The 25,808-nt window shown below is 36.4% G+C and carries 28 protein-coding genes and 2 pseudogenes; 10 read left to right on the top strand and 20 right to left on the bottom strand.

Annotation, left to right across the window (positions count from 1 at the left end; genetic code table 11):
• Positions 1–136 precede the first annotated feature (136 nt).
• The 6 genes and pseudogenes from G6R40_RS08680 to estT all read right to left on the bottom strand — a co-directional run bounded on the left by G6R40_RS08680 (position 137) and on the right by estT (position 4,152).
• Positions 137–988, bottom strand: coding sequence for a GNAT family N-acetyltransferase (locus tag G6R40_RS08680; RefSeq protein WP_077564586.1), 852 nt, complete (start codon positions 986–988; stop codon positions 137–139).
• A gap of 12 nt (positions 989–1,000) precedes the next feature.
• Complete coding sequence (locus tag G6R40_RS08675; RefSeq protein ID WP_077564585.1) at positions 1,001–1,183, bottom strand: hypothetical protein; 183 nt, start codon at positions 1,181–1,183, stop codon at positions 1,001–1,003.
• Entirely contained in the window at positions 1,180–1,686 is a 507-nt protein-coding gene (locus G6R40_RS08670) for a DUF1648 domain-containing protein (RefSeq protein ID WP_077564584.1), read from the bottom strand. Before G6R40_RS08670 ends, G6R40_RS08675 begins: the two co-directional genes overlap by 4 nt.
• Positions 1,687–1,895: 209 nt before the next feature.
• Positions 1,896–1,994, bottom strand: a pseudogene (locus G6R40_RS15170) (LysR family transcriptional regulator); the annotation flags it as partial.
• A gap of 27 nt (positions 1,995–2,021) precedes the next feature.
• The gene (gene floR / locus G6R40_RS08660) at positions 2,022–3,245 is read right to left on the bottom strand and encodes a chloramphenicol/florfenicol efflux MFS transporter FloR (RefSeq protein WP_165134138.1); all 1,224 of its coding nucleotides are present in this window, start codon (positions 3,243–3,245) and stop codon (positions 2,022–2,024) included.
• Positions 3,238–4,152 (bottom strand): macrolide hydrolase EstT, encoded by a 915-nt coding sequence (estT, locus tag G6R40_RS08655; protein WP_165134135.1) that lies wholly within the window; start codon positions 4,150–4,152, stop codon positions 3,238–3,240. The genes floR and estT overlap by 8 nt, the downstream gene beginning before the upstream one ends.
• Positions 4,153–4,392: 240 nt before the next feature.
• Here estT and catB point away from each other — a divergent pair, with 240 nt between their 5' ends.
• A complete protein-coding gene (gene catB, locus G6R40_RS08650; RefSeq protein ID WP_010256763.1) occupies positions 4,393–5,022 on the top strand; it encodes a type B chloramphenicol O-acetyltransferase in 630 nt (209 codons plus the stop codon).
• Positions 5,023–5,225: 203 nt separating this feature from the next.
• Here the strand turns inward: catB and G6R40_RS08645 are convergent, their stop codons facing one another.
• From G6R40_RS08645 to G6R40_RS08600, 10 genes and pseudogenes are all read right to left on the bottom strand, one after another.
• Entirely contained in the window at positions 5,226–5,729 is a 504-nt protein-coding gene (locus tag G6R40_RS08645; protein WP_038694170.1) for a trimethoprim-resistant dihydrofolate reductase DfrA49, read from the bottom strand.
• Positions 5,726–6,199: a hypothetical protein gene (locus G6R40_RS08640; protein ID WP_165134132.1), complete on the bottom strand. Its 474-nt coding sequence runs from the start codon at positions 6,197–6,199 to the stop codon at positions 5,726–5,728. The genes G6R40_RS08645 and G6R40_RS08640 overlap by 4 nt, the downstream gene beginning before the upstream one ends.
• Before the next feature lie 43 nt (positions 6,200–6,242).
• Positions 6,243–6,497, bottom strand: a pseudogene (locus G6R40_RS08635) (FAD-dependent oxidoreductase); the annotation flags it as partial.
• Positions 6,498–6,815: 318 nt separating this feature from the next.
• On the bottom strand, positions 6,816–7,673 hold the full coding sequence (blaOXA, locus tag G6R40_RS08630) for an OXA-1327 family class D beta-lactamase (RefSeq protein ID WP_005938297.1): 858 nt from the start codon (positions 7,671–7,673) through the stop codon (positions 6,816–6,818).
• Positions 7,674–7,867: 194 nt separating this feature from the next.
• Positions 7,868–8,290: an aminoglycoside 6'-N-acetyltransferase gene (gene aac(6'), locus G6R40_RS08625; RefSeq protein WP_198923677.1), complete on the bottom strand. Its 423-nt coding sequence runs from the start codon at positions 8,288–8,290 to the stop codon at positions 7,868–7,870.
• A 599-nt stretch (positions 8,291–8,889) separates the two neighbouring features.
• Complete coding sequence (locus G6R40_RS08620; protein ID WP_024568394.1) at positions 8,890–9,354, bottom strand: GNAT family N-acetyltransferase; 465 nt, start codon at positions 9,352–9,354, stop codon at positions 8,890–8,892.
• 247 nt (positions 9,355–9,601) lie between these two features.
• Complete coding sequence (locus G6R40_RS08615; RefSeq protein WP_165134129.1) at positions 9,602–10,183, bottom strand: MliC family protein; 582 nt, start codon at positions 10,181–10,183, stop codon at positions 9,602–9,604.
• Positions 10,184–10,557: 374 nt separating this feature from the next.
• Positions 10,558–11,328: a lincosamide nucleotidyltransferase Lnu(H) gene (gene lnu(H), locus G6R40_RS08610; RefSeq protein ID WP_165134126.1), complete on the bottom strand. Its 771-nt coding sequence runs from the start codon at positions 11,326–11,328 to the stop codon at positions 10,558–10,560.
• Positions 11,329–11,615: 287 nt separating this feature from the next.
• Positions 11,616–12,479: an aminoglycoside 6-adenylyltransferase AadS gene (locus G6R40_RS08605; protein WP_003013318.1), complete on the bottom strand. Its 864-nt coding sequence runs from the start codon at positions 12,477–12,479 to the stop codon at positions 11,616–11,618.
• 229 nt (positions 12,480–12,708) lie between these two features.
• Positions 12,709–12,957, bottom strand: a complete 249-nt coding sequence (locus tag G6R40_RS08600) for a hypothetical protein (protein ID WP_165134123.1) — start codon at positions 12,955–12,957, stop codon at positions 12,709–12,711.
• Positions 12,958–13,412: 455 nt separating this feature from the next.
• On the opposite strand from G6R40_RS08600, the gene G6R40_RS08595 reads away from it, so the two are divergent.
• Positions 13,413–14,987 carry an IS1182 family transposase gene (locus G6R40_RS08595; protein WP_165131100.1) on the top strand — a complete coding sequence of 525 codons (1,575 nt, stop codon included), beginning with the start codon at positions 13,413–13,415 and terminating at the stop codon, positions 14,985–14,987.
• 120 nt (positions 14,988–15,107) lie between these two features.
• On the opposite strand, the gene G6R40_RS08590 is transcribed toward G6R40_RS08595, so the two are convergent.
• The 3 genes from G6R40_RS08590 to G6R40_RS08580 are packed head-to-tail and all read right to left on the bottom strand — an operon-like array spanning position 15,108 to position 17,327.
• On the bottom strand, positions 15,108–16,094 hold the full coding sequence (locus tag G6R40_RS08590) for a DNA-processing protein DprA (RefSeq protein WP_165134120.1): 987 nt from the start codon (positions 16,092–16,094) through the stop codon (positions 15,108–15,110).
• Complete coding sequence (locus tag G6R40_RS08585; protein WP_165134117.1) at positions 16,091–16,747, bottom strand: amidophosphoribosyltransferase; 657 nt, start codon at positions 16,745–16,747, stop codon at positions 16,091–16,093. Before G6R40_RS08585 ends, G6R40_RS08590 begins: the two co-directional genes overlap by 4 nt.
• A 1-nt stretch (position 16,748) precedes the next feature.
• A complete protein-coding gene (locus G6R40_RS08580; protein ID WP_165134114.1) occupies positions 16,749–17,327 on the bottom strand; it encodes an HAD hydrolase-like protein in 579 nt (192 codons plus the stop codon).
• A 376-nt stretch (positions 17,328–17,703) separates the two neighbouring features.
• Here G6R40_RS08580 and mef(C) point away from each other — a divergent pair, with 376 nt between their 5' ends.
• The 3 genes from mef(C) (at position 17,704) to G6R40_RS08565 (ending at position 21,177) form a co-directional block, all read left to right on the top strand.
• Entirely contained in the window at positions 17,704–18,927 is a 1,224-nt protein-coding gene (gene mef(C) / locus G6R40_RS08575) for a macrolide efflux MFS transporter Mef(C) (protein WP_085286200.1), read from the top strand.
• A gap of 4 nt (positions 18,928–18,931) precedes the next feature.
• Positions 18,932–19,816 carry an Mph(E)/Mph(G) family macrolide 2'-phosphotransferase gene (gene mph / locus G6R40_RS08570; protein ID WP_078213155.1) on the top strand — a complete coding sequence of 295 codons (885 nt, stop codon included), beginning with the start codon at positions 18,932–18,934 and terminating at the stop codon, positions 19,814–19,816.
• A 290-nt stretch (positions 19,817–20,106) separates the two neighbouring features.
• Positions 20,107–21,177, top strand: a complete 1,071-nt coding sequence (locus G6R40_RS08565) for a tyrosine-type recombinase/integrase (RefSeq protein ID WP_024567409.1) — start codon at positions 20,107–20,109, stop codon at positions 21,175–21,177.
• A 30-nt stretch (positions 21,178–21,207) separates the two neighbouring features.
• Here G6R40_RS08565 and G6R40_RS08560 read toward each other — a convergent pair whose 3' ends face one another.
• Complete coding sequence (locus tag G6R40_RS08560; RefSeq protein WP_024565583.1) at positions 21,208–21,678, bottom strand: GNAT family N-acetyltransferase; 471 nt, start codon at positions 21,676–21,678, stop codon at positions 21,208–21,210.
• Positions 21,679–22,295: 617 nt separating this feature from the next.
• On the opposite strand from G6R40_RS08560, the gene G6R40_RS15165 reads away from it, so the two are divergent.
• The 5 genes from G6R40_RS15165 (at position 22,296) to G6R40_RS08540 (ending at position 25,732) form a co-directional block, all read left to right on the top strand.
• A complete protein-coding gene (locus G6R40_RS15165; RefSeq protein WP_214649541.1) occupies positions 22,296–22,934 on the top strand; it encodes a hypothetical protein in 639 nt (212 codons plus the stop codon).
• Positions 22,901–23,599 (top strand): HlyD family efflux transporter periplasmic adaptor subunit, encoded by a 699-nt coding sequence (locus G6R40_RS15160; protein WP_228414506.1) that lies wholly within the window; start codon positions 22,901–22,903, stop codon positions 23,597–23,599. Before G6R40_RS15165 ends, G6R40_RS15160 begins: the two co-directional genes overlap by 34 nt.
• A 362-nt stretch (positions 23,600–23,961) precedes the next feature.
• Positions 23,962–24,807: an RteC domain-containing protein gene (locus G6R40_RS08550; protein ID WP_165134111.1), complete on the top strand. Its 846-nt coding sequence runs from the start codon at positions 23,962–23,964 to the stop codon at positions 24,805–24,807.
• 264 nt (positions 24,808–25,071) lie between these two features.
• Positions 25,072–25,425, top strand: a complete 354-nt coding sequence (locus tag G6R40_RS08545; protein WP_165134108.1) for a helix-turn-helix domain-containing protein — start codon at positions 25,072–25,074, stop codon at positions 25,423–25,425.
• 25 nt (positions 25,426–25,450) lie between these two features.
• A complete protein-coding gene (locus G6R40_RS08540; protein WP_165134105.1) occupies positions 25,451–25,732 on the top strand; it encodes a helix-turn-helix domain-containing protein in 282 nt (93 codons plus the stop codon).
• Positions 25,733–25,808 lie beyond the last annotated feature (76 nt).

Raw genomic sequence — 25,808 nt, 5'->3', positions numbered from 1 at the left:
TAAAATTACTGCTTGTATATCTTAAAGCTGCACTTCGAAAACTCCATAATACTTTATTAGCTTCCTACGGTTCCGTTCAACGGGCTTTCATCTCATGCCCTCCGGGCAAGACGAAAGCTTAGTTATTATATGCCGTTTATATCTTTTTTATCATTTCAAATTGTTTCCCCGACAATTCAATATCTTTCGATTTGAGAAAATCAACAATCGAATTACAGGAAATATCTGAATTTACCAATTTTGTTTTTGTTACCTTATTGAATTTGCTGGTTTCGTGAAACAACAACGAAGCAATGCCCTTTCTCCTAAAAGGTTTGTCTACTGCAATTTGTGTAATGTCTCCCGAATTGGGTTCAAAAATGCAATATCCTACGAGTTTCCTGTCAACAAATGCACCAAGACTGATAAAGTCTTCACTCGCTCTTTGGATTGACTCAAAACTATTCTGCCACGAAGGATAAAAATCCCAAAAATCTGAAACGAAAAGATAATTGTTAATATCAATTTTTTCAATGAAACACGACGTGTCAATGTCTTTTATTTCATTATTGAAATTTTCATTGCTCCATACAAAATAGTTGAGTTCGCGTGTTACTTCAAAACCGATATTTTGATAAACAGAAACGGCTTTTGTGTTATGTTGCAACACTTCCAAAAGATAATGATTAATATTCGCCTCTTTCAAATAAGGGATTGAATACTCAAAGATTTTTGTTGCCAAGCCTTGTCCTCTGTACTCTTTTAGCGTTCCTGTCCCTGTATCATAAGCCATTTTTATCCCATTGAAATCTCCAATTCCGTTTAAGGTAAATGCTACAATATTTTCTCCTTCAAATGCTGCAAACGATAAATTGGGATTAAAACCACGCCTTTTCCACATCGCTTTAAGCTCTTCTGCATTTACCTGCATTTCATAGTCAGCAAACGACTGACTGAATGCTTTGAATATAGTTTCAAAATCTGTTTTTTCAAGTGATTTAATTTCCATTCTGTATTATTTTTAATTTGTTCTTACTGCATTGTCGCCAAATGGCATATAACGTGCCGCGTATTGGCGATGGGCGGGATTTTTAGCACTGAACTTTAATCGAAGAACAGAAGTTGAATTTTGCACTTCCGTTGATACGAAGCCGTTCAGCCCGCCTATTGCCAATACGATGTTATAGCCAGTGCCTTTTGTCATTTGCCTTTTGTTTTTTTAAATGATTTCACAATAAAGTATGTCATAGGAATAAAAATAAGTCCTAATGTTAATGGTAAAAACCAAACACCAAGTCCCGTTGTTTGTCCGTTTACATTTCTGATTGTCTTAAACGCAATTAGTCCGAAGATTACAACAATAATGAACTTTAAATATCTAATCATTCTTGTCGCATTTGTATATTGTCGCAATGCGTTGTCTTCAGTTATGTTGGTCGGATAATTAAAATCGTGTGGAAATTTGTTTAAGATTGTCATCCCTACAAAGAGAACTGTCGCAATTAATGGCAAAGTCAAGATATTACCTTTTCCACCAAAACCGTCTGCTTCTCCTGAACTGTTGTAATGTATAGGAATTGTGTCAGGCAGGTTTGTATAGTTTGTGATTGTCAAAACCCAAATCGCAAGAATGGAAACCCAACCAAGAATTTCAAATGTCTTGTCAGTTGTCGTAAGTTCTAATTCTATTTTTGGTCTTTCGTTCATATGTTTCAATTTAGCACGGTCGGTCGTGGCATTGGCTATAACGGGAAACGCATTGGCGAAGTGGCGGATAAATTGAACCGAAAGTTCAATTTAGCAGTGACGTAGCCGATGTGTTTCCACAGAAGCTAAATTATTAAAAAAAAGCTGAATGTGGGACACATTCGGCGGAATAAAAAGCACAAAAGTTGAATTTTGAACTTAACCCGCCATTTTGCCAATGCGATGTTGAACTGAACAAGGGAAATGAGCGGTATCCTGCCAGACAGGATACCGACATTCACGAGGTTTCGATGGTTAGTGCGCCGCATCGGAGCGGGCCTGCTACCAGTCGTCGGTTAGACGACTGGCGACTTCTCGGTGGCAGCCCCACGGAGCCGAAGGAGCACCAGCCCCAACGAAACCAGTACCGCCATCGCCGTGGCGTAACAGATCACGGGCCACGCTGTGTCACCGTTTAAAAGTGCCACCGCCAATGTCCCGACAATGCTGACTATCAGGCTTTGAACGCAGAAGTAGAACGCGACCGCTGATCCCGCGATGTCGTCGAACTCTGCCAAAGCGCCGTTCGCGGTAACGGACACCGTGAAGACAATACCGACCGCGACAACCCACATCGGTAGGATGAAGGTGAGGAATGACGGCGAGCCGTAAAGTTCGCCGATCCCCAACAGGACCGCTCCGCAAACAAGCAACGCCATCCCACGCGCCACGCATCCTGCGATGCCCCATCTGGCGATAAAGGACTTCGCGAAACGGGTTGTCACGATCATTACAAGCGCGACAGTGGCGAAGGCAAAGCTGAATCCGATCTCGGAATATTCCGCTTGGCCTATGAGCACACGGGGAGCCGTCGAGAAGAAGACGAAGTAGGTGCCCATACCGGCGCTAAAGCCGACAGTGTAAACCCAAAAAGCCGGACTCGCGAAGATCGGCAAGACAGATCGGCGCGTCTTGACTTGATCCAGAGGGCGGGTTTCGTGCCACCTGAAACCCGCATTTAGGAGTGCGAGCATCGCCAGTATAGCCAAAGTAATGAATATCGCCTGCCATCCCAAGAACTCGCCGATCAATACTCCGGCGATAGGGCCGAGCGCAGGCACGAACGCCAGCATCGAACTGAAAAGGCCGTAGATGACGACACCCTCAGGACGGTTGGCATAAACGTCGCGAACCGTCGCGAACGTCGCCACCAGCATGGCCGACGCGCCCACTGCTTGAAGTAGACGGAAAGCGACAAAGGCCGGTGCAGTTGAAGACCAAGCTGCTCCCAGAGACGCAATGACGAAAGCCGTTGCGCCCGCAAGTAGAATTGGCCGTCGCCCGATTCTGTCTGAGAGCGGACCAAAAATCACCTGGCCCACGCCGAGCATCACCATATAGAGGCTCAACGTGAGTTGGATCATAGCGGGCGTCGTGTTCAGGATGCCGGGCATCGCTGGAACGACAGGGAGATAAATATCCATCGCCAGTGAAGCGAGGATGTCGAAAGGAGCCATCAGCAGCAGTGCTGCCGGCAGCGTATAGGCCCACGCGGGGCGTTGTTTTTGTTTATCAGTCATTTATGTGTTTTTCTATTCCATCAATTATTGATTTCCAATCATCAACGTGTAATTCGTGTCCTGTACCTTCAAGGGTGATTAGATTTGAACCTTTTATTTTTTCTAGTAAAAAACCTGCATTCTTATAATGCCAAATTTTGTCGTCTGTTCCGTGGATAATTAAGGTGGGTTGTTTGATTTCGTTTAATCTGTTCCAATATTCTTCACCACCTTGCAATGCAGCGTGATTGAACATACTTATATAATTGTTGGCTCTATTGAACTCAGCTCTTATCAGTTTTTCACTTCTTTGTTTGTCAAATTGTTTCTTGCCACTCATTAATTCTGCACCCTGAATTAAATAGTTTACCACACTGTCTTCATTTGTCCAATTGACTGTACCTGCTTTACTATGGAAATCTAAAATACTCGTGTCCATTTCAGGTATAGTTGGGTCTGAGTCTCCCCAAGGGCCTGATGACATAAGAGTTAAGGAGTTAACTCTGTCGGCAAACTTTATTGATGCTATTTGAGAAATTAGTCCGCCCAAAGAAATCCCCACAAAATGTGCTTTGTCAATCTTGTAGCCATCCAATATTGAAATAGCGTCATTAGTTAAGTCAACAATATCGTATGGAGTAGAACCTGGTTCATAATTAGTGGATTTTCCTACATCTCTGTTGTCGTAACGAATAACAAAAAATCCTTTTTCAGATAATTGTTGGCAAAATTCAGTGTCCCAATACAGCATTGATACGGTTGCACCTGCTACCAAAAGGATTGCTGGATTTTTCTTATTTCCAAAACTATCCGTACAGAGTTCAATGCCGTTTGTTTTAATTATTTTCTCTTTCATTTCTGTTTTCCTTTGTTTGCAACTGATTATTATCAGTCCTAAAATTAATATCCAAAGTAGTTTTTTTTTCATTTATCAATGTTTAACTGTTATGCTGGTATCTTTCACAATGCCCGCTAACATCTGTTTTAACGAAACGAATATACGGAAAATTTCGCTTAACCAACCCTTTATGTGTAGTTTTTTAGTATCTTTGTCAGATGAAATTATCAGATTAGCAAATTTACTTTACGCAACGTATAGGAAGAGAATAGTTTAGTATTATTCTTCGTTTCCTTATTGTCTCTTATTGTAAATTAAATATGTTAAATAATGAAAAATTACTTCGAAAGTCCTTTTAAAGGAAAAATAATCAAAGACCACATAACTAATCCCAATATAATTTCGGGTAAATATTCTTATTATTCTGGTTATTATCACGGTCATTCATTTGACGATTGTGCTCGTTATCTGTTTCCGGACAGGAATGATGTCGATAAACTAATTATCGGTTCTTATTGTTCAATAGGGAGCGGTGCAAGTTTCATAATGGCAGGTAATCAAGGTCATAAATATGATTGGATTTCCAGTTTTCCATTTTTTTATATGTCTGAATTTGATGTTTTCAGTAAAAGCCAAGATGGATTTCAAAAAGCAGGAGATACAGTTGTTGGGAATGATGTTTGGATTGGTAGTGAAGCTATGATAATGCCAGGAGTTCAGATAGGAGATGGAGCTGTTATTGGCAGTCGTGCTTTGGTTACAAAAGATGTTGAACCTTATTCAATTGTAGGGGGAAATCCAGCCAAATTGATAAAAAAGAGATTTAGTGATGATGACATCCAAAAATTGCAGGAAATGAAATGGTGGGAATGGGATGAAGAAACCCTTTTTGAAGCAATGCCAATTCTTTGTTCAAATAAAATCGATTTGTTGTACAAGTTTTTTAGAAAAATGAAATGATAAAAAGAAGGTTCCGAAATTCGGAGCCTTTTTGTTTTAACTGCGTTTGCGGCTAAAATTACACATAACTTATTTATTGATACGGCTTTTCTGTACAAAACAGCATAATACTTGATGTTTTTGTGCAGGTTTGTTTCTTTATTTGATCAAATATAACGAAAGTAGGTAGACAATGATTTCTTATTTCTCATCAAGTAATCACGTTACCTCCAATACCTTTTCACTTCAAACGCATAGGCATTTTTCTCATCCACTGCTTGGGTTGCTACCGTTTCAACATTCCAAGCGACAGCTTCGAATTTCGGGAAGAAGGTATCTGCACCAAATTCGCCCTGCACATGGGTAATAAACATCTCTTGAACACAATCAAGCGCTAAAGCTTCTCGGTAAATTTGTCCGCCTCCAATTATGAAAACGGTTCGTTCCACTTCATTTTTATAATGATCCAAACAGGATTCCAAGGAAGAAAAAACAACTGCTCCAGGAGCATGATATTCGGTATTGCGTGTTAAGACCGCATTCTCGCGGTTGGGCAACGGCCGAAAACGTTCCGGAATGGAATCGTAGTTTTTTCTACCTGTAACCACAATATGTCCCGTGGTTGTTTCTTTGAAAAATTTCATATCTGCAGGCAAATGCCACATCAAATCATTGTTCTTTCCAATACCGAATTGCTGATCAACAGCAACAATCAATGCTACTTTCATGGAAGTACTTTGTAAATTGTAGGTGAAATGAACACCATGCGGGGATTTGGAATTACTGCATCGTGAACCTGTGTTCCCCTGGCCTCTTCTTCCGTGAGAAAATAACCAATTACCCAATGATAGGTTCCATCCGGAGCCACCACCTTGTGGATCGTTGGGGTGAATTTTTTTGAGAAATTAATTGGATTGCGAAGTATCCCTTCTGAATACTCTTGGGCATAATACCCTGACAAAAGCAATTTGTAATGAGTCACAACCGTGGAATCAGCATCTACCTTATATTCAACAGATCCTTTCGAATGACTTTGAAAAAGTGCTCTTGAATCGGTGTAAAACAAGTTGCTTTTGGTTTGTACCTCAGGGGTGAAAAAATCCGGACGATGGATGCCATAATCAAACTCCGGTAGAATATAAAATGGTTTCACTGCAGCTTCTTGACGCGGATAAACCCAAGTGAAGGTATGTGTCACGTGTTCAATGTTGACTGCCTCGCTACTTTTTACCAAATCAGCCCGCAAAATCATACCGCCATCCTTGTAACGATCCCGCTTTTTTCATTGCTTCCTGACCTGAACCTTTGTGTAGGTCAAGGGTTCCACCAAAAATTCTTGCCTCTCGGTCGTTGTCTCTTTCGTAAACTGAAACGTCTATGCCGTTTTGCTGTAATAATTTTGCCATAGTCAGTCCAACGGGTCCACCACCAATTATTGCAACGTTCTTATCACTAAGTAAATTCATTTGTTTGTCTGTATCTATTCGCATTGTCATTCAAAAATGGCCCATAATGGCTCGGCGAATTGGCGAAGTAGCGAAGCTGTATCGAAGATACAAAAGCGGAGCTATTTAGCCAAGTCGCTTGTTGTAAGCAGTCCGCGAAGCGGCGGCTTACGGCAAGCGACGTAAGTCGCCGAGCCATTGTTAGCAAGGAGCGCAGCGGATTGCTAACAACGGTTTGGCGCTTGGCGCAGTGGCGGATTTTGGAGCACAAAACTGTCAATACACCACAAAAGTTGATGCGAGGTAGAATGTTCAATTAACCACGTCACCCGCCATTGAGCCAAACGCCTGTTACCTGCTGGCATTCTTTTAAATTATATTCAAGTCTTTAAATACTTTTTTGGTAATTTCTTTTCTGCAACTTCCGAAATCAGACCTTTTCATTTTTCTGTCTTGTAAAAGTCTTGTTGCAAAAATATAAGTCCCATTTTTGGTCTCAATGTACCCTGTCCACCAACCTGTATTGATGTTATTTTCCCTTGTCCAACCTGTCTTAGCCCTTATAGTATATTCTTCATTTTGTTCCGTAATCATTACGTTTTTAACAATGTCAATATTTCGCTTAGAAAAGGGTAATTTTTCTTCATAAAAAGATTTTACAAATTCGACCTGATTTTTAGGCGAAATTGCAAAGTCTCCAAAATTCCAAAAATCGGCTTCAGTTTGGGATAAATTATTGTTTCCATACTTGCTCTCTGCGAGGTGTTTTCTATAGGTATCTTTTCCGATTTTCTTTGCAAGTTCTACAAAAACCCAACCTGCTGATAATTCAAAGGCTTCTTTGACTGGCATATCGTGATAAATTTCGGGTCTATAACCATACTTAACTGTATCTGTACTACCAACCCATTTTATTATTTCGTTTTCATCTTTGATAGTATTAGTTTCAAGAGCAATCAATAAATTTATAATCTTGAATGTAGATGCTGGAAGCGTTTCAATTTCTAATCCAACTGTGTCCGATACAATCCATTTATCATTTCTAATGTCATAAATAGCAATTGTGCCTTCAACTCCGCAACTGTCAAAATAATTTTGGAAGTCGCCCCGTATATTTATGTCGTTCTTAGCCAAAATATTTGATTTTCCATCTGCTTGTCTGTTAGACGAACATCCATAAATAAGGAAAAGTGTTACAATAAAAGAAAATAAACTTTTTGATTTCATTAGTTTCTTGAATTTACGGTTTGGTTTTTTATGCTTGCAGGTAACGAGAGGCGAACTTACGCCGTTGCCTGTCCAGTTCCGAAGGAATGGACTTGGCGGGACTTTTGCAAAGTTCCACCGCAAAAGGCGTGACAACTAGGCAATGGCGTAAGTTCGAAGTTAAGCGAAGGACGTTCCCGCCTTAACGCCGCTGTCTATATTTCCTTAATAAAGCATACTATCCGGTTTGCTTCTGCAAATTCTACACCTTTATGGAATGCAATACTGTCCTCATTTTCCAGTTCACAATCTGATGCCAGTTCGGAATAGCCTTTATTTTTTGCCCATTTTTCAACTTCTTTTACCAATCTTTTTGAATACCCTTTTCTTCTATGGTTGTCTTCAACATATATTCCTTCAATATATCCGACAGGAGAACCTTGGCTTCCCTCAACATAATCATATCTCGTTGAAGCATGTATAAATCCAACTGGAATTCCATTTTCATATATTAATAAGCAAATCTCATCATTTTTATCAATAATCTCTTGGAAATCCTCATACAAATCATTATAGTCAGCTTCTGACCATAATTTATTTGCCAGTTTGCTTACTATTTCAACAGTTTCCTTATTCATCTGTATTATCATTTTGTCGTCCACCTTTGTACTGATCTCTTATAAATATGAAGCCTTTTTATATCTTAATCATGTTATTTCTAGTATAGACGGATTAAAGAAATAGATTATTGAAATCATCAATAATATCAAACCTGATAATATAAATCCGACTCCGATTATCTTTATATAGCGGAGATAGTAGTTATTCGTTGGCTCAATAGGCTTCAGCACATAGAATCTGCTAGATTTATTCCAAACAAATTCTGTTCCGATTATCTTTGGTCTATATACTGATATGATTCCAACTGAAGCGAGAATAATTGAAGTAATAATCAACGCAACCAATATACTTAACTTCAAAACGCTCACTCCTTATAATAGTTCAAAATATCAATCATAATTTGGTTTCCATCTTGGTTTTGTTCAAATAATATGCCAAATAAAAATTTAAGTGTTGCTAGAACGTCTTTCGCTTAACGTTTTCGGGCTTTGCGTTCGGGCGGGTTTCGGAGCACAAAACTGTCAACCTGCACTGAACTTGAATAGAAGCACAAAGCTCCAAGTGATACGTCACCCCGCCTGACGCAAAACCCGTGTTAGCGGGTCGTTGTTCTTGTTTACTTTTCACTGTCAAGAGTTAATTTGTAATAGAAATGTCGCACTTTCTCTTCTTCTGTCGGATTTGTAAGACGGTAGAAATCAAGAGCATAATTGTCAACTTCATCTGCTTGCACAAAAACTTCTTCAAATCCCTTTTCTTTGAAATATTGATTTGTAAACGCTATTAACTTTCGCCCCACGCCTTTTCTTTGGTAATTCGTCAATACTGCAAGGTCATATATATAGGCTAATGGTTTATCTGAATAGTACTGGTCAAGCACATAAACTGTCAGCCCACCTATAACTTTGTTGTTTGCCCTAGCCGTAACTACATAAAAGGTTTCTTGGTTTAATAGTTTCTGTAAGTGCAATTCACTTGGCAAATTGAAATTTTTCATTTCAAATACATTTTCAAAAATAACTATTAAGTCCTTGAACTCTTTAATATTGTCAGATTGTAGTATTTGCAATTCTAAGTTCATACATTTCTCAGTTTTCTTTTTTAGAGGTAGTCCTTTACAATGCCCGCTAACGGTTTGGGTATTGCCGAAGGCGGGGAAATCAAGGAACAAATGTTGAGTTCAGCACCGCAGTTAGCAAAACCATTTTTTTGTTTGCTAATTTACATTTTTCGAAGCAAATAAAAAATGGTTTTTGCGGAATTGTGGTACAAAAGTTGAGTATTGAACATTCAGCCCCGCTTTTGGCAATACCTTGTTAGCGGTAGTTTTAATTTTCAAATACTGTTTTTCCGCTCTTTTTTAGTTGGTATTTGTCGCCTTTCCCTGAAAGTTCATAGGTCTCATTTTTATACCAAATACCCGAAGCAGATTTTTGTTCTACAAGATCAATTTGTTCCCCTCCGTTAAGATACGCTTTTACAGTTCCTTCCGTGTTATTGAACGTCAAATTCAATACATCTCCTTTGTCATTCTTCGCAACTATTTCGACTTTATCGTCTTGATGTTCAAAAATTACTTTGTCATCTTTCAAGAGTTGGATGTCGTTCCCTTTTCCACTTAATTCGTAATGGTCGTTTTTGTACCAAATTCCTGATGCAGGTTTTTGACTTGCAAGTTCTGATGATTCACCATTAAATGAAATAGTTACAACATCTTTTGCATTATCAAAAACCATATCAAGTTTGTTCCCTTGTTTGTCGGTTAGTGATTGGTTGGCGATTTCATTTGGCGAAGATGCTGTTGTTTCAGTTTTAGTTTCTTCTTTTTCCTCTTGTTTTGTTTGTTGATTACAAGAGCTTAGTATTAATCCTACTGATAATGATGTAATGATTAAAATCTGCTTTTTCATTTTTTTTAAAAATTTATATTATCCTACTCGTAAAACTTTTCGGGGTCGCTATTTTGTTAAACTGCTGTTGCAAGAGAATTTCAAATATTATACCAATGTCGTCTAATTATTTTCATTTATTTATTTATTCGTTAGTGTTCCTTTATACACGATTGGCTCGGTAAAATTACCGCTAACGTTTTGCGGCTTTGCGAAGGAGCGGATTAGAAAGACTAAACTTTCAATTTTGAACTAACTTAAGCAAAACCATTTTTTCTATTTGCTAATTTACATTTTAAAAGCAAATAAAAAATGGTTTTGCGGATTAAATGCACAAACCTTGAATTAACCACTTAACCCGCTCTTTTGCAAAACCGATGTTGGCGGTAGTTTTTTTATCTTATTTTGTGTAGGATTTCTTTCAGTTTGGGTTCAATATTTAGTTCATCAAATAGTTTTTCCGATAAATTTAATGAGTTCTCAAAAGCCAAAACGATGTTTTTGGGATTTAAATCTGATGTTACTTTTTTATACTCTGAATACCAAATCGTGTCAATGTCCTTTTCGAGACTTTTAGTCGGACTTTCCCAATGTTGCGTTTTGCTTGTTCTTGCTCTTATAAGCCAAAGCAAGTATTTCTGCACATTTGATAAACTGTGATGAGCGTGAGCAAATTCTTCTCGTTTAATCAAGTTGCTTGTTGTCAGTACAACATTCAGTAATGATTGGCTTAACCACAAAATATTTTCATTTGTTATTCTTTCGGGCGATTTCGTTTTGATTTGATTAAGCGTTTTCGTTAAATGTCCGTCTTTGTCGATTAGGTTCATTTGGTCAAAATCGCTAAATGTAACTATTCCGTCCCAAGATTTGATAATTTCAATTTCCTCTGTTTTTAAAAAATGAAATTCTCCTCTGACCAAATTCTCAAAAATAGCAACTTCGGTTCCATATTCATTTATAAAATATAAAGCCACAGGATGAATTTGATTTACCCATTTTTCTGCTGAGAAATTTTCTTTATTTTTTACAAAGATGTAAAATTCGATGTCAGAATATTTGTCTCCTTCGTTTTTGGTAAATGAACCATACATAAAAACAGCGGAAATATTTTCGTCTTGTTGAGCTATAGATTTTGTTTTGTTAATCATTTGTAACTGTGTCATTTTTTCTAATTTTTAAAAGTTAATAATAGAATATTCCATTACTTTTTGAAAGCAATGAAAAGGTTTAAGTTTATATATTTTGGACAGTTACTTATAGCTTCATCGGATTATATTTTTTTATGTTCAACATTCTGTTTGGTAAAATTACCGCTAACGTGCCGCGTATTGGCGATGGGCGGGATTTTTAGCACTGAACTTTAATCGAAGAACAGAAGTTGAATTTTGCACTTCCGTTGATACGAAGCCGTTCAGCCCGCCTATTGCCAATACGATGTTGTACGACGTAGTTATGTTTTGGGTTTTAGTCCAGCTAAATATTTTCGTATGTCATTTTCTAATTTATCCGGGTATTTGTACTCTAATTTTTTTGACAATTCAGTTCCTATTTCTGAAACTAAATCAGTCATTGAAAATAGAGCAGTCCAATTTTCCTTTATATCGCTCCCTGAAAATGTTTGTTCTGTTTTAGCCCACATTTCCTGGTTAAGATACTTTTTGAAAAGTCGTCCATATTTATTGGTCGTTATGTTCCAATTGTGTTCACTTGCAATGTGCCATTCAATTAAAGGAATTAAATATTCTGTGCGAATAACGGTTTCCGACATAAATTTCGCATAGAATATTTCATCTCTCACAAGACACTTTGCCACGTAAGTTGTGTCCCACCAAAAATCGTTTATTAGATTTTGAAACTCTTTTTCAGACGGTTTTTTGATAATGGAAATTTGATAAGTTGGTTTCAGCATTTGCTTTGTAATACCATCTTTATCAATTAAAATTTTATAACCAATATCCCAATCTTCTGGTAATTCTTTCTCTTGCGTTTCCTTTATAAATTTTGATTTGCTGTAAAGTTTAAAATCTACTTTCACACCGTCTTCATAAAGTAGCATTTTCATTGCGTGTTTATGGTTAAAACAACTTTCGTCTTCTTCAATCATAGCAATTGGATTTCCGAATTTAAGCGTCCAGCTTTTGTCTGAAATGTAATTTGTATTATCCTCAAAAACAAATTCAATGTCTAAATCACTAAATTCGTCAACAAGTGCTAAAGGATTTACAAGTGAACTTGTCAGAAGAAGAACTCTTACATCTTCGTTTTTCTCCGACCATTCTATAATTGTTCTTAACTTTTCTTCTCTGACTTTCATTTTGTTTGGTTCGGTTTTACTATGTCGTACAACGGAAAAAGTATTTGCGAAGGGCGGGCTAAATTTAACTGAAAGTTCAATTTCGACCGAACGAAGCAAATTGCTTTTTCAGATTACTAATCTACAAAAAATTGTAATATGAAAAGCAAGTTGCGACTAAATGCATCGGGTTTTTCTATTATATATTCAACCCCGCCTTTTGCAAATACAATGTTATGTGCAGTGCTTTTTAATTTATAGTATTTGAGGTCATTTCTTTTTCTTTCAAAAAATAATCGTAAATGATTTTAATAAGACCAAAAAACACTACTACTTCGACTAGCATTCCCACAACAAAGCCAATTTTGTAGGCAGTTGAATTTGCTACGTCGTTTAATTCCATAATCTGATTAAAATTTATTAATTCCCAAATAGTTTTTCCGCCTTTTATCAAAAGAACAAAACAAGCAACATATAAAAATACTTTTTTTAAATCCATTTTTTATTTTTTTTGAAGGTTATTTTATTTTAAGTTTAGTTTAATTTCTGGTTTCTCAAAGTTGAATATATTAACAGCAATAAGAAAAAAGGAAGATTTATCATTTAATTTCAATCTTATTTTTCCATTCATTTTTTTAATTTTTTTGGCAATATAATAAAAATTTTCTTTCTATGACGCTGTTTTGATAGCATTGCACATAACGGAAAAGGGCTTGGCGAAGGCGGGGATAAGAAAGAGGGAAATTCCAACTAAACCCGAACCGAGCAAAAACCATTTTCGTTTTTTCAAAATTACAAAAAATAAAAAAACGAAAAGGTTTTTTGCGGCGAAAAGTGCTGAAGTCTTCTAAATGATAACTCTCCGCCCCGCTTTTGCCAAACCCATGTGCTTGTTGCACAACTCAAATATACAAATAAACTTGTATAAAAACGGGATATTTCGTAAATTGATGTATGCAAGGAAAGAAGAGTTTTACACCACAATTATTTGTTTCGGTCAATTTATTAGACCTAGTTCCAGAGGATAATTTTTATAGAAAAATGTTATCCGAACTCAATTTAGATTTCATTTATAAAGCAACTCAAAAGTATTATGGTAAGGAAGGACAGGAGAGTATAGATCCTGTTGTTTTCTTTAAGATATTATTGGTGGGATATTTAAACAATATCAATTCAGATAGACAGTTGATAGCTTTTTGTAGTGATAGCTTGTCGATAAGATTGTTTTTAGGTTATGATGTACATGAGCAGCTTCCTTGGCACAGTACCATTAGCCGAACTCGCGGTTTGTATGGCGAAGAAGTCTTTTTAAACTTGTTTAAAGAAGTCTTGAGAATGTGCGTTTCTAAAAATATGGTTCGTGGTAAACGACAAGCGGTGGACAGCGTTTTCATCAAAGCTAATGCTTCTATGGATAGCTTGGTAGAGAAAGAAGTTTTAGAAGACGCCAGTGCTTTTGTAAACGAACTAGAAGAAAACAGCGAATACAAAGTAACTACCACCCGCAAGAAACTCGTTGAACGCCACCATGATTGGAAAGCAGAAGCGTATAAAGGAATGCCAGCAAATAGCAATAGTAGACAGATAGATGAAAACGGCAATCTCATCCGTCCCAAATACCTATCTAATCACACCCATTATTCTCCCACAGATAGCGATGCTAGAGTGAGTGTAAAACCCGGCAAAGCGCGACAATTAAATTATTTTGGACAAATCGCAGTTGACGATGCGCACCATGTCATTACAGGAGCGTGTTCAGATTTTGCGGATAAACGCGACAGTCAGTGTTTAGAACAAATTGTAGAACTCACAGAAGAAAACCTAAAGGAAAACGGAATAGAATTACAAGAACTTTTAGCCGATGGTGGTTACAGCAGTGGCGAAGCATTGGCGTATTTGCACGAAAAAAACATCAACGCCTACATCCCTAACTTCGGACAATACAAATCAGAGCGAGAAGGTTTTACTTACCACAAAGAAGAAAACTATTATCAATGCACAAAACCCGAAGGTAAGCAAGCTAAACTGCTTTTCAAAGGCGAAAAAATGGATAGTAAAGGCTACACCAAACGAACGTACCGAAGCAGTGAAACAGATTGCAAAAACTGTCCACTAAGAGAACAATGCTGTGGCAAAAGCACCAAGTTTAAAAAGCTAGACGACAGCATCCACAAAGAACATTACGACCGTATGCATCAAAAACTCACCCAAAACGAGAAATATGCCAAGAAAATGGTTAGAGTGCGAAGCAAAACGGTAGAACCCGTCATTGGAACGTTGATCAACTTTACCAACATGAAACGAGTCAACACTCGAGGCATCAAAAACGCAAACAAACATGTACTGATGGCAAGTTTAACCTACAACTTGAAGAAATACATGCGTTTTACCATTAAAAAACCAAGTATTTTAGCCCAAGTTCTATCTCTAAAACAAGGGAAGAACTTTGCTTTTTCAAAACGCGCCTTTTCAGTCTATAAAAACTCGATTTTAAGCTATTCAAATTCTAGAATTTTGAACTACAACTAAAAAAAAACCTCTCTAAAATTGCTTCTAAAGAGGTCAAAATTTCATGTTTTTGAAAACTATTTTCTAAAAAAAAGGAGTTGTGCAACAGTTACCCATGTTATGTGCAGGCGTTTTTTTTTTTCAGTCAAAAAGATTTGCTTGAACATATAAGTTGTCAATTTTTTTCATTGTTTGATTAATTAATATGTCTAAATTCTTTTGTGTTAGAATTGTAATATTTTTCTTTTCATTGATTAATTGTCTATTCAAATCAAACATCGGATTATTGAGGTCCGTATTTTCGTCATACATAACCGCTCGTGGAATTTCATATTCTTTTGCAAATTCCATTGCTAATCTTGCTCCGCTGTCTAATTTTTGTCCGTGTAAATTCCATCTATTTGCAGTATCTTGTGCGTAACTTGCTGCTAAAATAATTACATCACAAAATAATGCTTGTAATCTATCTCTTTCCTTATAACGACTACTTAATTCCATTGAAGATTTATGTTCTTCAAAATATTCTGTTATTAGTAATCCTCCTTCTTCAACTATTTCAAAAGCAAGACCTCTATTTTTTGCAGGCATAATGTTATTTAAAGCACTTGGTAAGATTGCAACTGTTTTTCCTCCATTTAATGCTTCTATATGTGCTATACTATCGCATCCTAACGCTAAACCACTTACAATCGTAACGCCTTTTTTTACGATTTCAGAAACTATTTTTCTTTCTCTTTTTTCAATCGCTTCATCAGGATTAAGAAGTCCAATTACAGAAATATTAGGATTATCTAATTTTAATAACTCAAGATTTCCTTTGTAAAATAAATATATTGGTTGTTCGCTTTCTTTAACATTTCCACGATATTTTGGGAAATTATTATCTCCAATCGCAGTTAATCCATCACAGCAATCTTCTAATAAATCTAGTTTATTTACAATCTTATTTTTGCTATACTCAAAATCATCAAAAGATATTAGCGATTCTTGTTTGGAGTTATTGTTTAATAAAGAAATTATTTCATTAACAGATTCATTCCCTTTTAAATTTTTCACAATCCAAGCTCTACCAATTCCTTTAAAGCTTTTTGCAGTAAGTATATTTAATGCGTTATCAGTATATTTCATAAGTTTATATTTTGTTGAATTGTATTTCCAATTGCATAAAATGTAACAGAATTAGCACCAAGATTGATTAGTGCTTGAATCATGTCTTCATCTATATTCACTGTTTTTGTGTAAATGTCGTCAATTAATAAAATATCTTTTCCTGCAATTTGATTTGAAAAATTGCATGTATCTAAACTTATTCCTGCATAAGGTTCGGCTCCGTCATTATTAAAGCCTTCCATTGGTTTTCGTAAATGAGTTGTTTTAGTATTCGTATGTCTTATAATAAAATCTGTACCATCAATATAGTTGCTTCCTAATCTATTTACAGCATTTTTTATTGTTGCCTTGAATAATAATTGATTTGCATTATAATTCTTATCGGCTTTTGACCTCGGTACAACACAAACAGTTAAGGGCGTTTTCTTAATATTTATATTGATTTGAGGCAAATCTAACAATAACACTTGCATCAATTCTTGTTGTGCTTCCTGCAGTCTGTAATCTGACCAATTGTGATGTGGGTCGTTTTTGAATTTATAAAGATAATTTGGATTATTTGGAAGTTGAAAACCTCCAAAATCCGTGTGATAAAAGGCATCTATACTTCTATCTAAAAAGAATTTACCCGTTCTAAAATCTTTACTCGGTAAAATTGTAAAACTGTTCATATTACAAAGATATTATATTTTCTTTTGGTATTCCCACAGAAATTGCATCAATGATTTCATTTTCCTCATTTTCAAAAACAATTACTGATTTTGGTGAGATATTCAAATTTTCAATTGTAGTTTGAAATTTATTTATTTTTTTCTCATCACGAAATGTTCCATAGAAAAAGTGTGAAAAGCAATCCAAAACATTATGATATTCAAGAGTAATTTTAGCCCTTTCTTTTCGGCAATTTGTTACTAAAACTGTAGTGTTAGTTTTACAATATTTCTTTAATATCTCAAAAGGAATACTATTTAATTTAGTGAACGATAAGTTTTCAGGATAATTTTCTTCCTTTAATTTTATTATCAATTCAGCATCAAGGTTTGATAAATTTGGAATTGCTTGAAATAAACAACTTCGGTCAAATCTCTTATTTTCGTTAAAAGTAATTTCTATGTCTTTAATTTTTTTAATAGCATCTTTATAAGATAAATAATTTGCGTAATCTGTTTCTATCAAAGTGCCATCTAAATCAAAAAATAATATTGAGTTGCTATTTATTTTTTGAATAATTTCATTCGTTTCTTCTTTCATTTTTCCGTGTTTTTATGCGGTTTCGCAATACGCTTGCACATAACGTTTTGGGGCTTTGCGATGGTGGGGCAATCGAAGCACAAATCTTCAATTTTGCACAAAAGTTGAACCGAAGAACAACAGTTGAACTTTGCAGTTTCGCCCCACTATTGCAAAACCCTTGTTAGCTGCTGGGCTTAATTTTGCTAAAATAGCTTATTTTTTGAGATAATAATTTGTACTTTTGTGGCTTCACTTCCAAAAAGTATACAACACGTGGCAAAGCCTTGGATTAAATAATTATTAGGGTAATTCTCTTCAAAACCCACTTTTATGGTATAGTACTCTATTAGTATTATGCTACAATTATTTTGTTGTATAATTTAATCAAGTTTTTATGGAAAACCGTAAATGGTTTAAGACCTATATGTTTATATGGGCTGGACAGTTTGCTTCAATGCTTACAAGTTATGCTGTTCAGTTTGCTATTGTTATATGGCTTAGTCTGGAGTACAAGTCAGCCGAAGTTTTAGCCTACGCAGGAATAGCAGCTATGTTGCCTCAAGCATTGATAGGCTTAATAGCAGGTGTATATGTTGACCGTCTCAATCGTAAATATGTAATGATTTTTTCGGATGCTTTTATAGCTCTCTGTGCCCTTTTGTTACTCGTCATTTTACAAAATGAAAATGTTAATCTTATATGGATATACATTTTATTGGGTTTACGCTCTGTTGGTAATGCTTTTCACGCTCCGGCACTACAGGCAATTGCTCCGCTGATTGTACCCCAAAATGAATTGATAAAGGTAGCAGGAATTAATCAGGTGTTACATTCGGTTTGCAGTATTGGTGGTCCTGCCATTGGCACATTAGCCATTGCTTATCTTCCTATTTCAAAAGTATTGTACTTGGATTTGATTGGAGCATTGCTGGCTATTCTTTCACTCGTGATGGTGAAAATTCCCAATGTGGTTGCGAAGTCAAAATCGTCTGCACATTCTATTGCTACAGAATTTTCGGAAGGGTTTCAGACTGTTTCAAAAAACAAAGGTTTGCGTTATCTTTTTCTTTATGCAATGGCGATAACCTTTGTTATAATGCCAGCTGCCATTATGTTTCCGTTGCTCACAACAGGGCATTTTGCAGGAGGAAAATGGGAGATAGGAATTGTAGAAGTGGTTTGGGGCGGAGGTATGCTTATTGGCGGTGTCATCCTGAGTATTTTCAAATTGAAAGGCTCAAAAGTAGTCGCAGTCAATGTTATGTATGTATTATTGGGACTTACATTTATTTTGAGTGGTGTATTACCTGCAAGTTGGTTTGTAGGATTTGTGATGGTAACAGCCATTGGCGGTATCAGCCTGTCTGTTTTCAATGGCTGTTTTACAGCAATTGTACAAACAGAGGTAAGTCCTGAAAAATTAGGACGTGTATTTTCACTTTATTATAGTTTGGCAGTTTTGCCAAGTGTAATCGGTTTATTATTCACAGGCCTGATTGCAGAAGTTATTGGTGTAAACATTACGTTTATCATAAGCGGTTGTTTGGCAATCCTTGTGGGTATTCTTTCGTTTAGCACTCGCAACTTAATGCAATTAGGTAAAATCAAAAATATTTAAAAAAATGAAAAATAGAGATATTCAAAAATTAGCGGAAAGAAATGGGTTAATTCTTTCGGATGAAATGAGTTTTAATGAAATGGGAATTGATTTTAAGGTTGGTTTCGCTACAGATAGGGATGGCACAAAGTGGTTGTTGCGTATTCCAAGAAGAACAACCTTAGGCGAACAGATTGCGAATGAGAAACGCATTCTTCAATTGGTGTCGAAATACCTTTCGGTTCAAGTTCCTGATTGGCGTATAGCTAATGAAAAACTGGTAGCCTATCCTTTGCTCGATGGAAAACCTGCACTTACTTATGATGCGGAGACTTATGAAGTAACCTGGAATATGTCTAAAGAAAACGACCTTTATATACCATCATTAGCGAAAGCACTTATAGAACTTCATTCAATTCCTACGGAAGAAGTACTTCGTAATAATCTAAAAGTTTTGACACCTGAACAGGTTAGAAATGAGATTTCTGAAAGATTGATTTTGGTGAAATCTGAATTAGGGATAAATGCCGAATTAGAACTTCGGTACCAAAAATGGCTGGATAATGATGCCTTATGGCCGAATTTTACAAAATTCATTCACGGTGATTTGTATGCAGGTCATACACTTACTCATCATAATGGAGAAGTTTGTGGAATTATTGATTGGTCAACTGCACAAGTCAGCGATATAGCACAAGATTTTTCAGGTCACGTTACTGTTTTCGGTGAAGAAAGTCTGAAAAATTTAATTTCGGCATACGAAAAACAAGGTGGAGAAGTATGGGATAAACTGTTTGAACAAGCAGTTGAACGAGCTGCTGCCGCACCTCTAGCTTATGGATATTTTGCTTTAGAAACACAAGATGAAATTCATCTTAGTTCTGCAAAATTACAGTTAGGTGTTGAGTAGATTTTTTTTAGTAGGGGCTGACACCTTAATCGGGTCAGCTCCCTATTATTTCAAGGGATGTTTGTCTATTAGCGTTGTTGTGTAGCCTTGCAGCTAACACTCAAATATATGAATATTTATGAATCAAGCATCATAAAATCGTAATTTTTTTTGAATCTTTATTAAGTATTTGTATATTAATATTTTATAGCTATATTTGGATTGCGTATTTTAAATTATTGGCGGCGGATAACATCCAACGCCATCTGATTTTAGCTTTTTTTAATATATAAAAAATACGCAGTGGTGGTATGGATTTTTCAGACAAAAGATTTCAGTTTTCCTCCGGAACTCACAACGGCTCCAACGTTATTTGGGTGCAGTTTGAAAAAGACCGGCAGCTCATTTCCTTTCTGCGCGAACACACAAAAGCACGGTGGTCCGCCTCACAAAAAAAATGGTATGTTACCGATAACAGGCACTACCGCAAACTTTTTGGGCTGCCCGAGAAAATAACCGGCAAGGCAGTACTCTCCAAAATTCACCTTGTCAATTTGCCGGAGTTCCAGCGTTTCCAGGAACATCTCCTGCTGAAGCGGTACAGTCAAAATACCTTACGCACTTACAGCATAGAATTTGCACAGTTGCTCTACATCCTAAAAAGTTATCCCGTGCAGGAGCTTTCTCCCGAACGTTTGCGGTCTTATTTCCTCTACTGCCACGAAAAACTGAAACTCTCGGAAAGCGAAATCCACAGCCGCATGAATGCCGTAAAGTTTTATTTTGAGCAAGTGCTCCACCGCCAAAAAATGTTTTTCGACATTCCGCGCCCAAAGAAAAAGCTGCTGCTTCCCAAAATGCTCAGCAAAGCTGAAATCAAGAAAATAATAGCTGCCACACTAAATCTCAAACATTCACTTGTTCTGAAAGTGTGTTACGGCATGGGGCTCCGTGTGAGTGAAGTGGTAGCGTTAAAACTTTCCGATATCGACAGTGCGGAAATGCTGGTGCGCATCGAACAGGGGAAAGGTAAAAAAGACCGCATCGCCGTACTTCCCCAAAGCTTACTGCCCGAATTGCGGGAATATTACCTGAGCTACCGCCCAAAGGTTTACCTTTTCGAGGGTAAAGAAGGCGAGGCATATTCTGTACGGTCTGCGCAGGCGGTATTTAGGAAGGCGATGGAAAAGGCAGGCATTCGCAAGAAAGTCGGTATTCACGGATTGCGCCACAGTTTTGCCACTCACTTAATGGAAACAGGAACCGATATCCGCTTTATTCAGGAGCTCCTTGGGCATAATTCCATTAAAACCACCCAAATCTACACGCATGTGACAGACCTTTCAAAGTCCAGGATAAAAAGTCCGCTGGATTCTTTATAATTTTTTTCTAAAACGGCTGTTCTTTCCTGTTTAAAAGTGTTTCTCCATTTTGATATTTGCTCTTTCGTAAACTCCACTTTCAAGTTCAACTTCTTCAAACCCATATTTTCTAAATAAATGAATAGCCGATTGCAACGTTGTGTTTGAGTATAAAATAAGTATCGTTATTTGTTTTTGTTTGGCAATATTTAAGCAATGTTCAATCAATATTGTCCCAATACCGTGTCCCTGTGCTTTGTCGCTGACAGCCAATTTACCTAATTCGTAAACCGTTTCACTTTTCTTTAACAGTGAGGCTGTACCAACAATTTCACCATTGAGTTTAGCATAATAAATATGGCCGCCTTTGTCTATGATATGCTTTTGGGGATCTGAAAGTGATGCAACATCACCTTCTTCTATACGAAAATATTTTTCAAGCCACTCGTAATTCAGTGTCTTAATTGGTTCAGATAACTCTTCTGAAAATTCTATGATATCAACCAAGTTTTTTTTACTCATTTGCCGGACAATTACATTTATAGATTTTTTTAAATCGACTGTTCTTCCCTGCTTACATCACTTCTTCCACAGTATAGATCCAATTTAAAACCAAAAATAAATTGGAGAAATAACAGATTTATTATAGATTTTTCTATTTTTTTAAAGAAATTAATAACTTAAAGATCCGCTGAACTAAAGCTTCGGCAGCTTTAACAACCGCCTAAATCTGTAACTTTGTAAAATTAACTAAAAACGGGTAAACCGCCCAAAAAAGAGACTCTTTCAGAAATCCCCTGTAAATCTCTAAAATCCTTCGCCGATAAACCCATAATGCTGAAAAAAAACTCCCGAAGCTTCCGTTAAATAGGGTATCACTGTTCGTTATTCGCACGCAACAAGAACTTAGCTGTTGAACTAAACCTCCGGTAGCTTTTCCCATTTGCCGTTTTAGTAACTTTGTTTTTATTAACCTTTTAAAAACTCATGAAATGGCTAAAAAAAAAAATCTACGGAGGATTTAAGGACCAACTATATAGCTCCAACAGATAATTGTATTCATGATGGCTCCACAGTTAATACAAAGAGTTTGGATATTGTTATGACGTATTTGGGACATTTTAAAATTTAATAATAAATTGGAAAAGGAAAAAGACATATTAGACAATCTTGAACTACGTTCAGAAAACGTGCAGGATATTCTCACGCAGCCGCCACATTGGATGATTCGATGGGGAAACACGGTAATTTTCGTCATTCTCCTGATGGTTCTCTTGATGAGTTATGTAATTAAATATCCTGAGTTTATACCTGCCCCCATAGTCGTAACTTCCAAAAATCCACCTGAAAAACTTGAAGCAAGAACAAATTCTAAAATTGAAAAAATTTTAGTGAAAGATCATCAGTCTGTAAATAAAAATCAAGTCATGATGGTGCTTCAGTCAGCTGCTGATTACAAGGATATTCTAGCTCTAAAAGATATAGTTGATTCAATGTCATCATCACAAGTTCTCTACTTCCCTACTCAACAGGCATCAACCTTCAAACTTGGCGAAATACAGGGAGAATACAATAGTTTTGCAAAAGCATTGCAGGATGAAAAACTTTTTACTCGTCTTAAGCCCTATGCTCCTGAAAATATTGCAGCAAACCAAAGTCTTGGGGAATACAGGGCAAGGATTGCTACATTACAACAGCAGCGGAACTTAGAAGTTACAAAATTTGACCTTACCAAAAAAAATACTTGCGCTCCCAAGAATTGTTCAATCAAGGTGTAATTGCCGCGATGGAACTAGAAAATGAAAAAACAAAATTTCTACAGGCAGAACAAAATTTGAAAAATATCAATATAACATTGTCACAGATGCAGGAAGCGGTTTCAAATCTAAATAAAACCAAAAGCGGTGCATCAATAAATACTGAGAAAGATAAGATTACATACAGCTCCCAAACGCTCCAATTATTTGAACAGCTAAGAAAATCACTGAGACAATGGGAACAAAATTATCTCATTATTTCTTCTACTGAAGGAGTAGTTAGTTTCCAACAATTTTGGGGCGAGAACCAATTTGTAAAACCCGGTGATATTGTGATGTCTGTTCTACCCAATGATAAGGAATTAGTTGTTGGTCGGATGTTGATTCCATCAGTGAATTCCGGTAAAGTTAAACCAAATCAAAAGGTTTTAGTAAAGCTTGATAATTACCGATACCAAGAATATGGAATCGTTGAAGGCAAGGTCCAAAACATTTCTCTTACTCCAGATGATAAAGGGAACTATTATGTTGACGTTTTGCTTCCAAAAGGATTGCGGACTTCTTTTGGGAAAAAGTTGCCATTTGACAGAGAGCTCAAAGGAAGTGCCGAGATTGTCACCGAGGATTTAAGGCTAATTGAAAGGTTTTTCTATCAAATTAGGAAATTGTTGGGGTATCAAGCTTGATGTTTTTTTTAGGAAAAAGATTAATAAGGTTGAAAGTATTTCAAAAAGAATAGTTTACAAGAATTGAAAACCTTATCGGTAACGATTTAGTTATGGTGCTATCTGCACTCACTTTCATTTGATTACCTTGTAAATCAGTAGCAAATATAATAAATCCATTAGACTTAGTCCTCCCTTTATCAGTTAAATTTTGTGTGTGTTTAAATGGAAATTTGAAGCTACTTCATACTAAAATTTTATAAAATAATTTCCACAGGTGGGTTAAACTTGGGTTAGATTATCATTTATACTAATGACTTTTGTGTGTAAAATAGGAATAATCAAAATTTGAAATTTACCAATCATCACAAACATTATTAGCTATGGGACATTCTTTACACACAATTATTTTAGAGATACATAATAAGGAGGATAAGATTTCAGCGCAAAGCGAAAGGATAATTGATGAGGCTTATCAAATGACCTTGTATCTTCAAGACCTCCTATTTTCGGTCAAGAAACAAGTTATTGAAAATGGCTTTAAAAATGATGAGGAAGAAATAAAATTCTTCCGAAACATTAAACCTCAAATTCTTGGAAAGCTAATTTATTACAACAAGATTTATCGGATTGAAACGACCTGTCCCGTCAGCAATGGTAAGATGTATTACAGCTATTTTTCAAACCAATTAGCAAGTCTGAAAAGAGAATACGTTGAGCATATTTGTAACTCTGACTTTTACAGGTACTACCGTTCGGGGCGTACTGACCGTGACCACACCTATTTCAAACGTGGAAACATAAACTATCACGACGGATTAAATAGTATCGTATTTGAAATTGACCCTGAATTTTCTACATTTTACGATTACAAGACAGCAAGGATTATAGCCAACGAATTACTCTATACTTATCTGCTTTCAAAAATAAATCCTGAGGAAAACCCCGATTTAATTGCACAAAAGCCTGAACGTTCCAAAGATATTTTTTGGACGGAAACAAAGAATGCACTTACAGAATTAATCTATGCTCTATACGCCTCTGGTGCAATTTCTCACGGTAAAATAAGTGTCAGAAAAATCAGTCTTATGTTTCAAATACTGTTTGGCATTACACTAAACGACTTACATCACACATTCCATAGAATGAAAACTAAAAGTGGCTCACGAACGTTGTTCTTAGACGTACTTAAAGTTTCGTTAGAAGAATATATGGATAAAGACCTTTAGAATTTAATGCAACTCTATTTTTAAGGCAGTACATCAAAAGTGTACTGCCTTTTTATTTTATCTATTGCCAACTATATACCAATTGGCAAATGGTGGTATTTACCTTACTTAAAACATTCCAAATCCTTTAAAACACTTATCAAATAAAGGATTTCTGCTAATTGCAAAAATTTTCAAAAAACCGCCAAACCAATTGGCGAGGCTTGGCGGACAAACACTGCCACCTTTAGGAGTTTTGCATAGTGAACATTTAAAAACTGTGCAATGAAAATAATAACTATTGAAGAAGAAGCGTGGCAACAGCTCAACAGCCGTATCAATGCCATTGCTGATTACCTGAAAAGATTGGACGACACAAGCTATGATGATTTGTGGCTCAACAATCACGAAGTCTGCCAATATCTGCATATCAGCGAAAAAACGTTGTGGCGTATGCGTACCAAAGGCGAAATAACTTACTCCAAAATCTACGGGCAATACTTCTATACGATTGGAGCAATCAAGGATTTGCTTAATACTAATGCCATACAAAGTAGTGACGAATATGTTGAGGAGCTTATGGCAAAGGGCAAAAGCTATATCGAAAAAGGCAGAAAACTGAAATCAGGTAAGAAATAGTATGAACTCTTAGAAAGTAATAGCTATGAATATTGATAGAATGGAATTTTTGTCGTGGATGGAGCGAATAATGGACAGGCTGGATATGTTGAGCAACCATATCGACGATTTACAAAAAAAACGCAACAGCATAGACGGCGAGGAACTGCTCGACAATCAGGATTTATTGCAAATGCTGAAAATCAGCAACCGCTCCCTCCAACGTTATCGCTCCATTGGCAAGCTCCCTTACTATACCATAAGCGGAAAGCTCTATTACAAGCTATCCGATATACATCAGTTTATTAGGGAAAGTTTTAATAAGTAGCCAAACACTGCCTTTGACTGCCTTAGAGTGCCACTTTGGGTTATGCAGTAACCACTTCCTTTACTTTCGGCATTGA

Origin of the sequence: Chryseobacterium sp. POL2 (assembly GCF_011058315.1) — a bacterium.
Lineage (GTDB): Bacteria > Bacteroidota > Bacteroidia > Flavobacteriales > Weeksellaceae > Soonwooa.
The sequence above is the reverse complement of the archived record's forward strand: the minus strand, read 5'-3'. Positions and strand labels throughout refer to the sequence as shown.

Excerpts from the sequence above, each read along its gene's own strand:
- G6R40_RS08680 (WP_077564586.1), bottom strand. The coding sequence starts at position 988 with ATGGAAATTAAATCACTTGAAAAAACAGATTTTGAAACTATATTCAAA.
- G6R40_RS08595 (WP_165131100.1), top strand. The coding sequence starts at position 13,413 with ATGCAAGGAAAGAAGAGTTTTACACCACAATTATTTGTTTCGGTCAAT.
- G6R40_RS08600 (WP_165134123.1), bottom strand. The coding sequence starts at position 12,957 with ATGGATTTAAAAAAAGTATTTTTATATGTTGCTTGTTTTGTTCTTTTG.
- blaOXA (WP_005938297.1), bottom strand. The coding sequence starts at position 7,673 with ATGAAATCAAAAAGTTTATTTTCTTTTATTGTAACACTTTTCCTTATT.
- G6R40_RS08545 (WP_165134108.1), top strand. The coding sequence starts at position 25,072 with ATGAAAATAATAACTATTGAAGAAGAAGCGTGGCAACAGCTCAACAGC.
- G6R40_RS08615 (WP_165134129.1), bottom strand. The coding sequence starts at position 10,183 with ATGAAAAAGCAGATTTTAATCATTACATCATTATCAGTAGGATTAATA.
- G6R40_RS08590 (WP_165134120.1), bottom strand. The coding sequence starts at position 16,094 with ATGAAATATACTGATAACGCATTAAATATACTTACTGCAAAAAGCTTT.
- mph (WP_078213155.1), top strand. The coding sequence starts at position 18,932 with ATGAAAAATAGAGATATTCAAAAATTAGCGGAAAGAAATGGGTTAATT.
- G6R40_RS08540 (WP_165134105.1), top strand. The coding sequence starts at position 25,451 with ATGAATATTGATAGAATGGAATTTTTGTCGTGGATGGAGCGAATAATG.
- G6R40_RS08670 (WP_077564584.1), bottom strand. The coding sequence starts at position 1,686 with ATGAACGAAAGACCAAAAATAGAATTAGAACTTACGACAACTGACAAG.
- G6R40_RS08550 (WP_165134111.1), top strand. The coding sequence starts at position 23,962 with ATGGGACATTCTTTACACACAATTATTTTAGAGATACATAATAAGGAG.
- G6R40_RS08605 (WP_003013318.1), bottom strand. The coding sequence starts at position 12,479 with ATGAAAGTCAGAGAAGAAAAGTTAAGAACAATTATAGAATGGTCGGAG.
- G6R40_RS08585 (WP_165134117.1), bottom strand. The coding sequence starts at position 16,747 with ATGAACAGTTTTACAATTTTACCGAGTAAAGATTTTAGAACGGGTAAA.
- catB (WP_010256763.1), top strand. The coding sequence starts at position 4,393 with ATGAAAAATTACTTCGAAAGTCCTTTTAAAGGAAAAATAATCAAAGAC.
- G6R40_RS08675 (WP_077564585.1), bottom strand. The coding sequence starts at position 1,183 with ATGACAAAAGGCACTGGCTATAACATCGTATTGGCAATAGGCGGGCTG.
- floR (WP_165134138.1), bottom strand. The coding sequence starts at position 3,245 with ATGACTGATAAACAAAAACAACGCCCCGCGTGGGCCTATACGCTGCCG.
- G6R40_RS08620 (WP_024568394.1), bottom strand. The coding sequence starts at position 9,354 with ATGAACTTAGAATTGCAAATACTACAATCTGACAATATTAAAGAGTTC.
- G6R40_RS08580 (WP_165134114.1), bottom strand. The coding sequence starts at position 17,327 with ATGAAAGAAGAAACGAATGAAATTATTCAAAAAATAAATAGCAACTCA.
- G6R40_RS08560 (WP_024565583.1), bottom strand. The coding sequence starts at position 21,678 with ATGAGTAAAAAAAACTTGGTTGATATCATAGAATTTTCAGAAGAGTTA.
- G6R40_RS08645 (WP_038694170.1), bottom strand. The coding sequence starts at position 5,729 with ATGAAAGTAGCATTGATTGTTGCTGTTGATCAGCAATTCGGTATTGGA.
- G6R40_RS08565 (WP_024567409.1), top strand. The coding sequence starts at position 20,107 with ATGGATTTTTCAGACAAAAGATTTCAGTTTTCCTCCGGAACTCACAAC.
- estT (WP_165134135.1), bottom strand. The coding sequence starts at position 4,152 with ATGAAAAAAAAACTACTTTGGATATTAATTTTAGGACTGATAATAATC.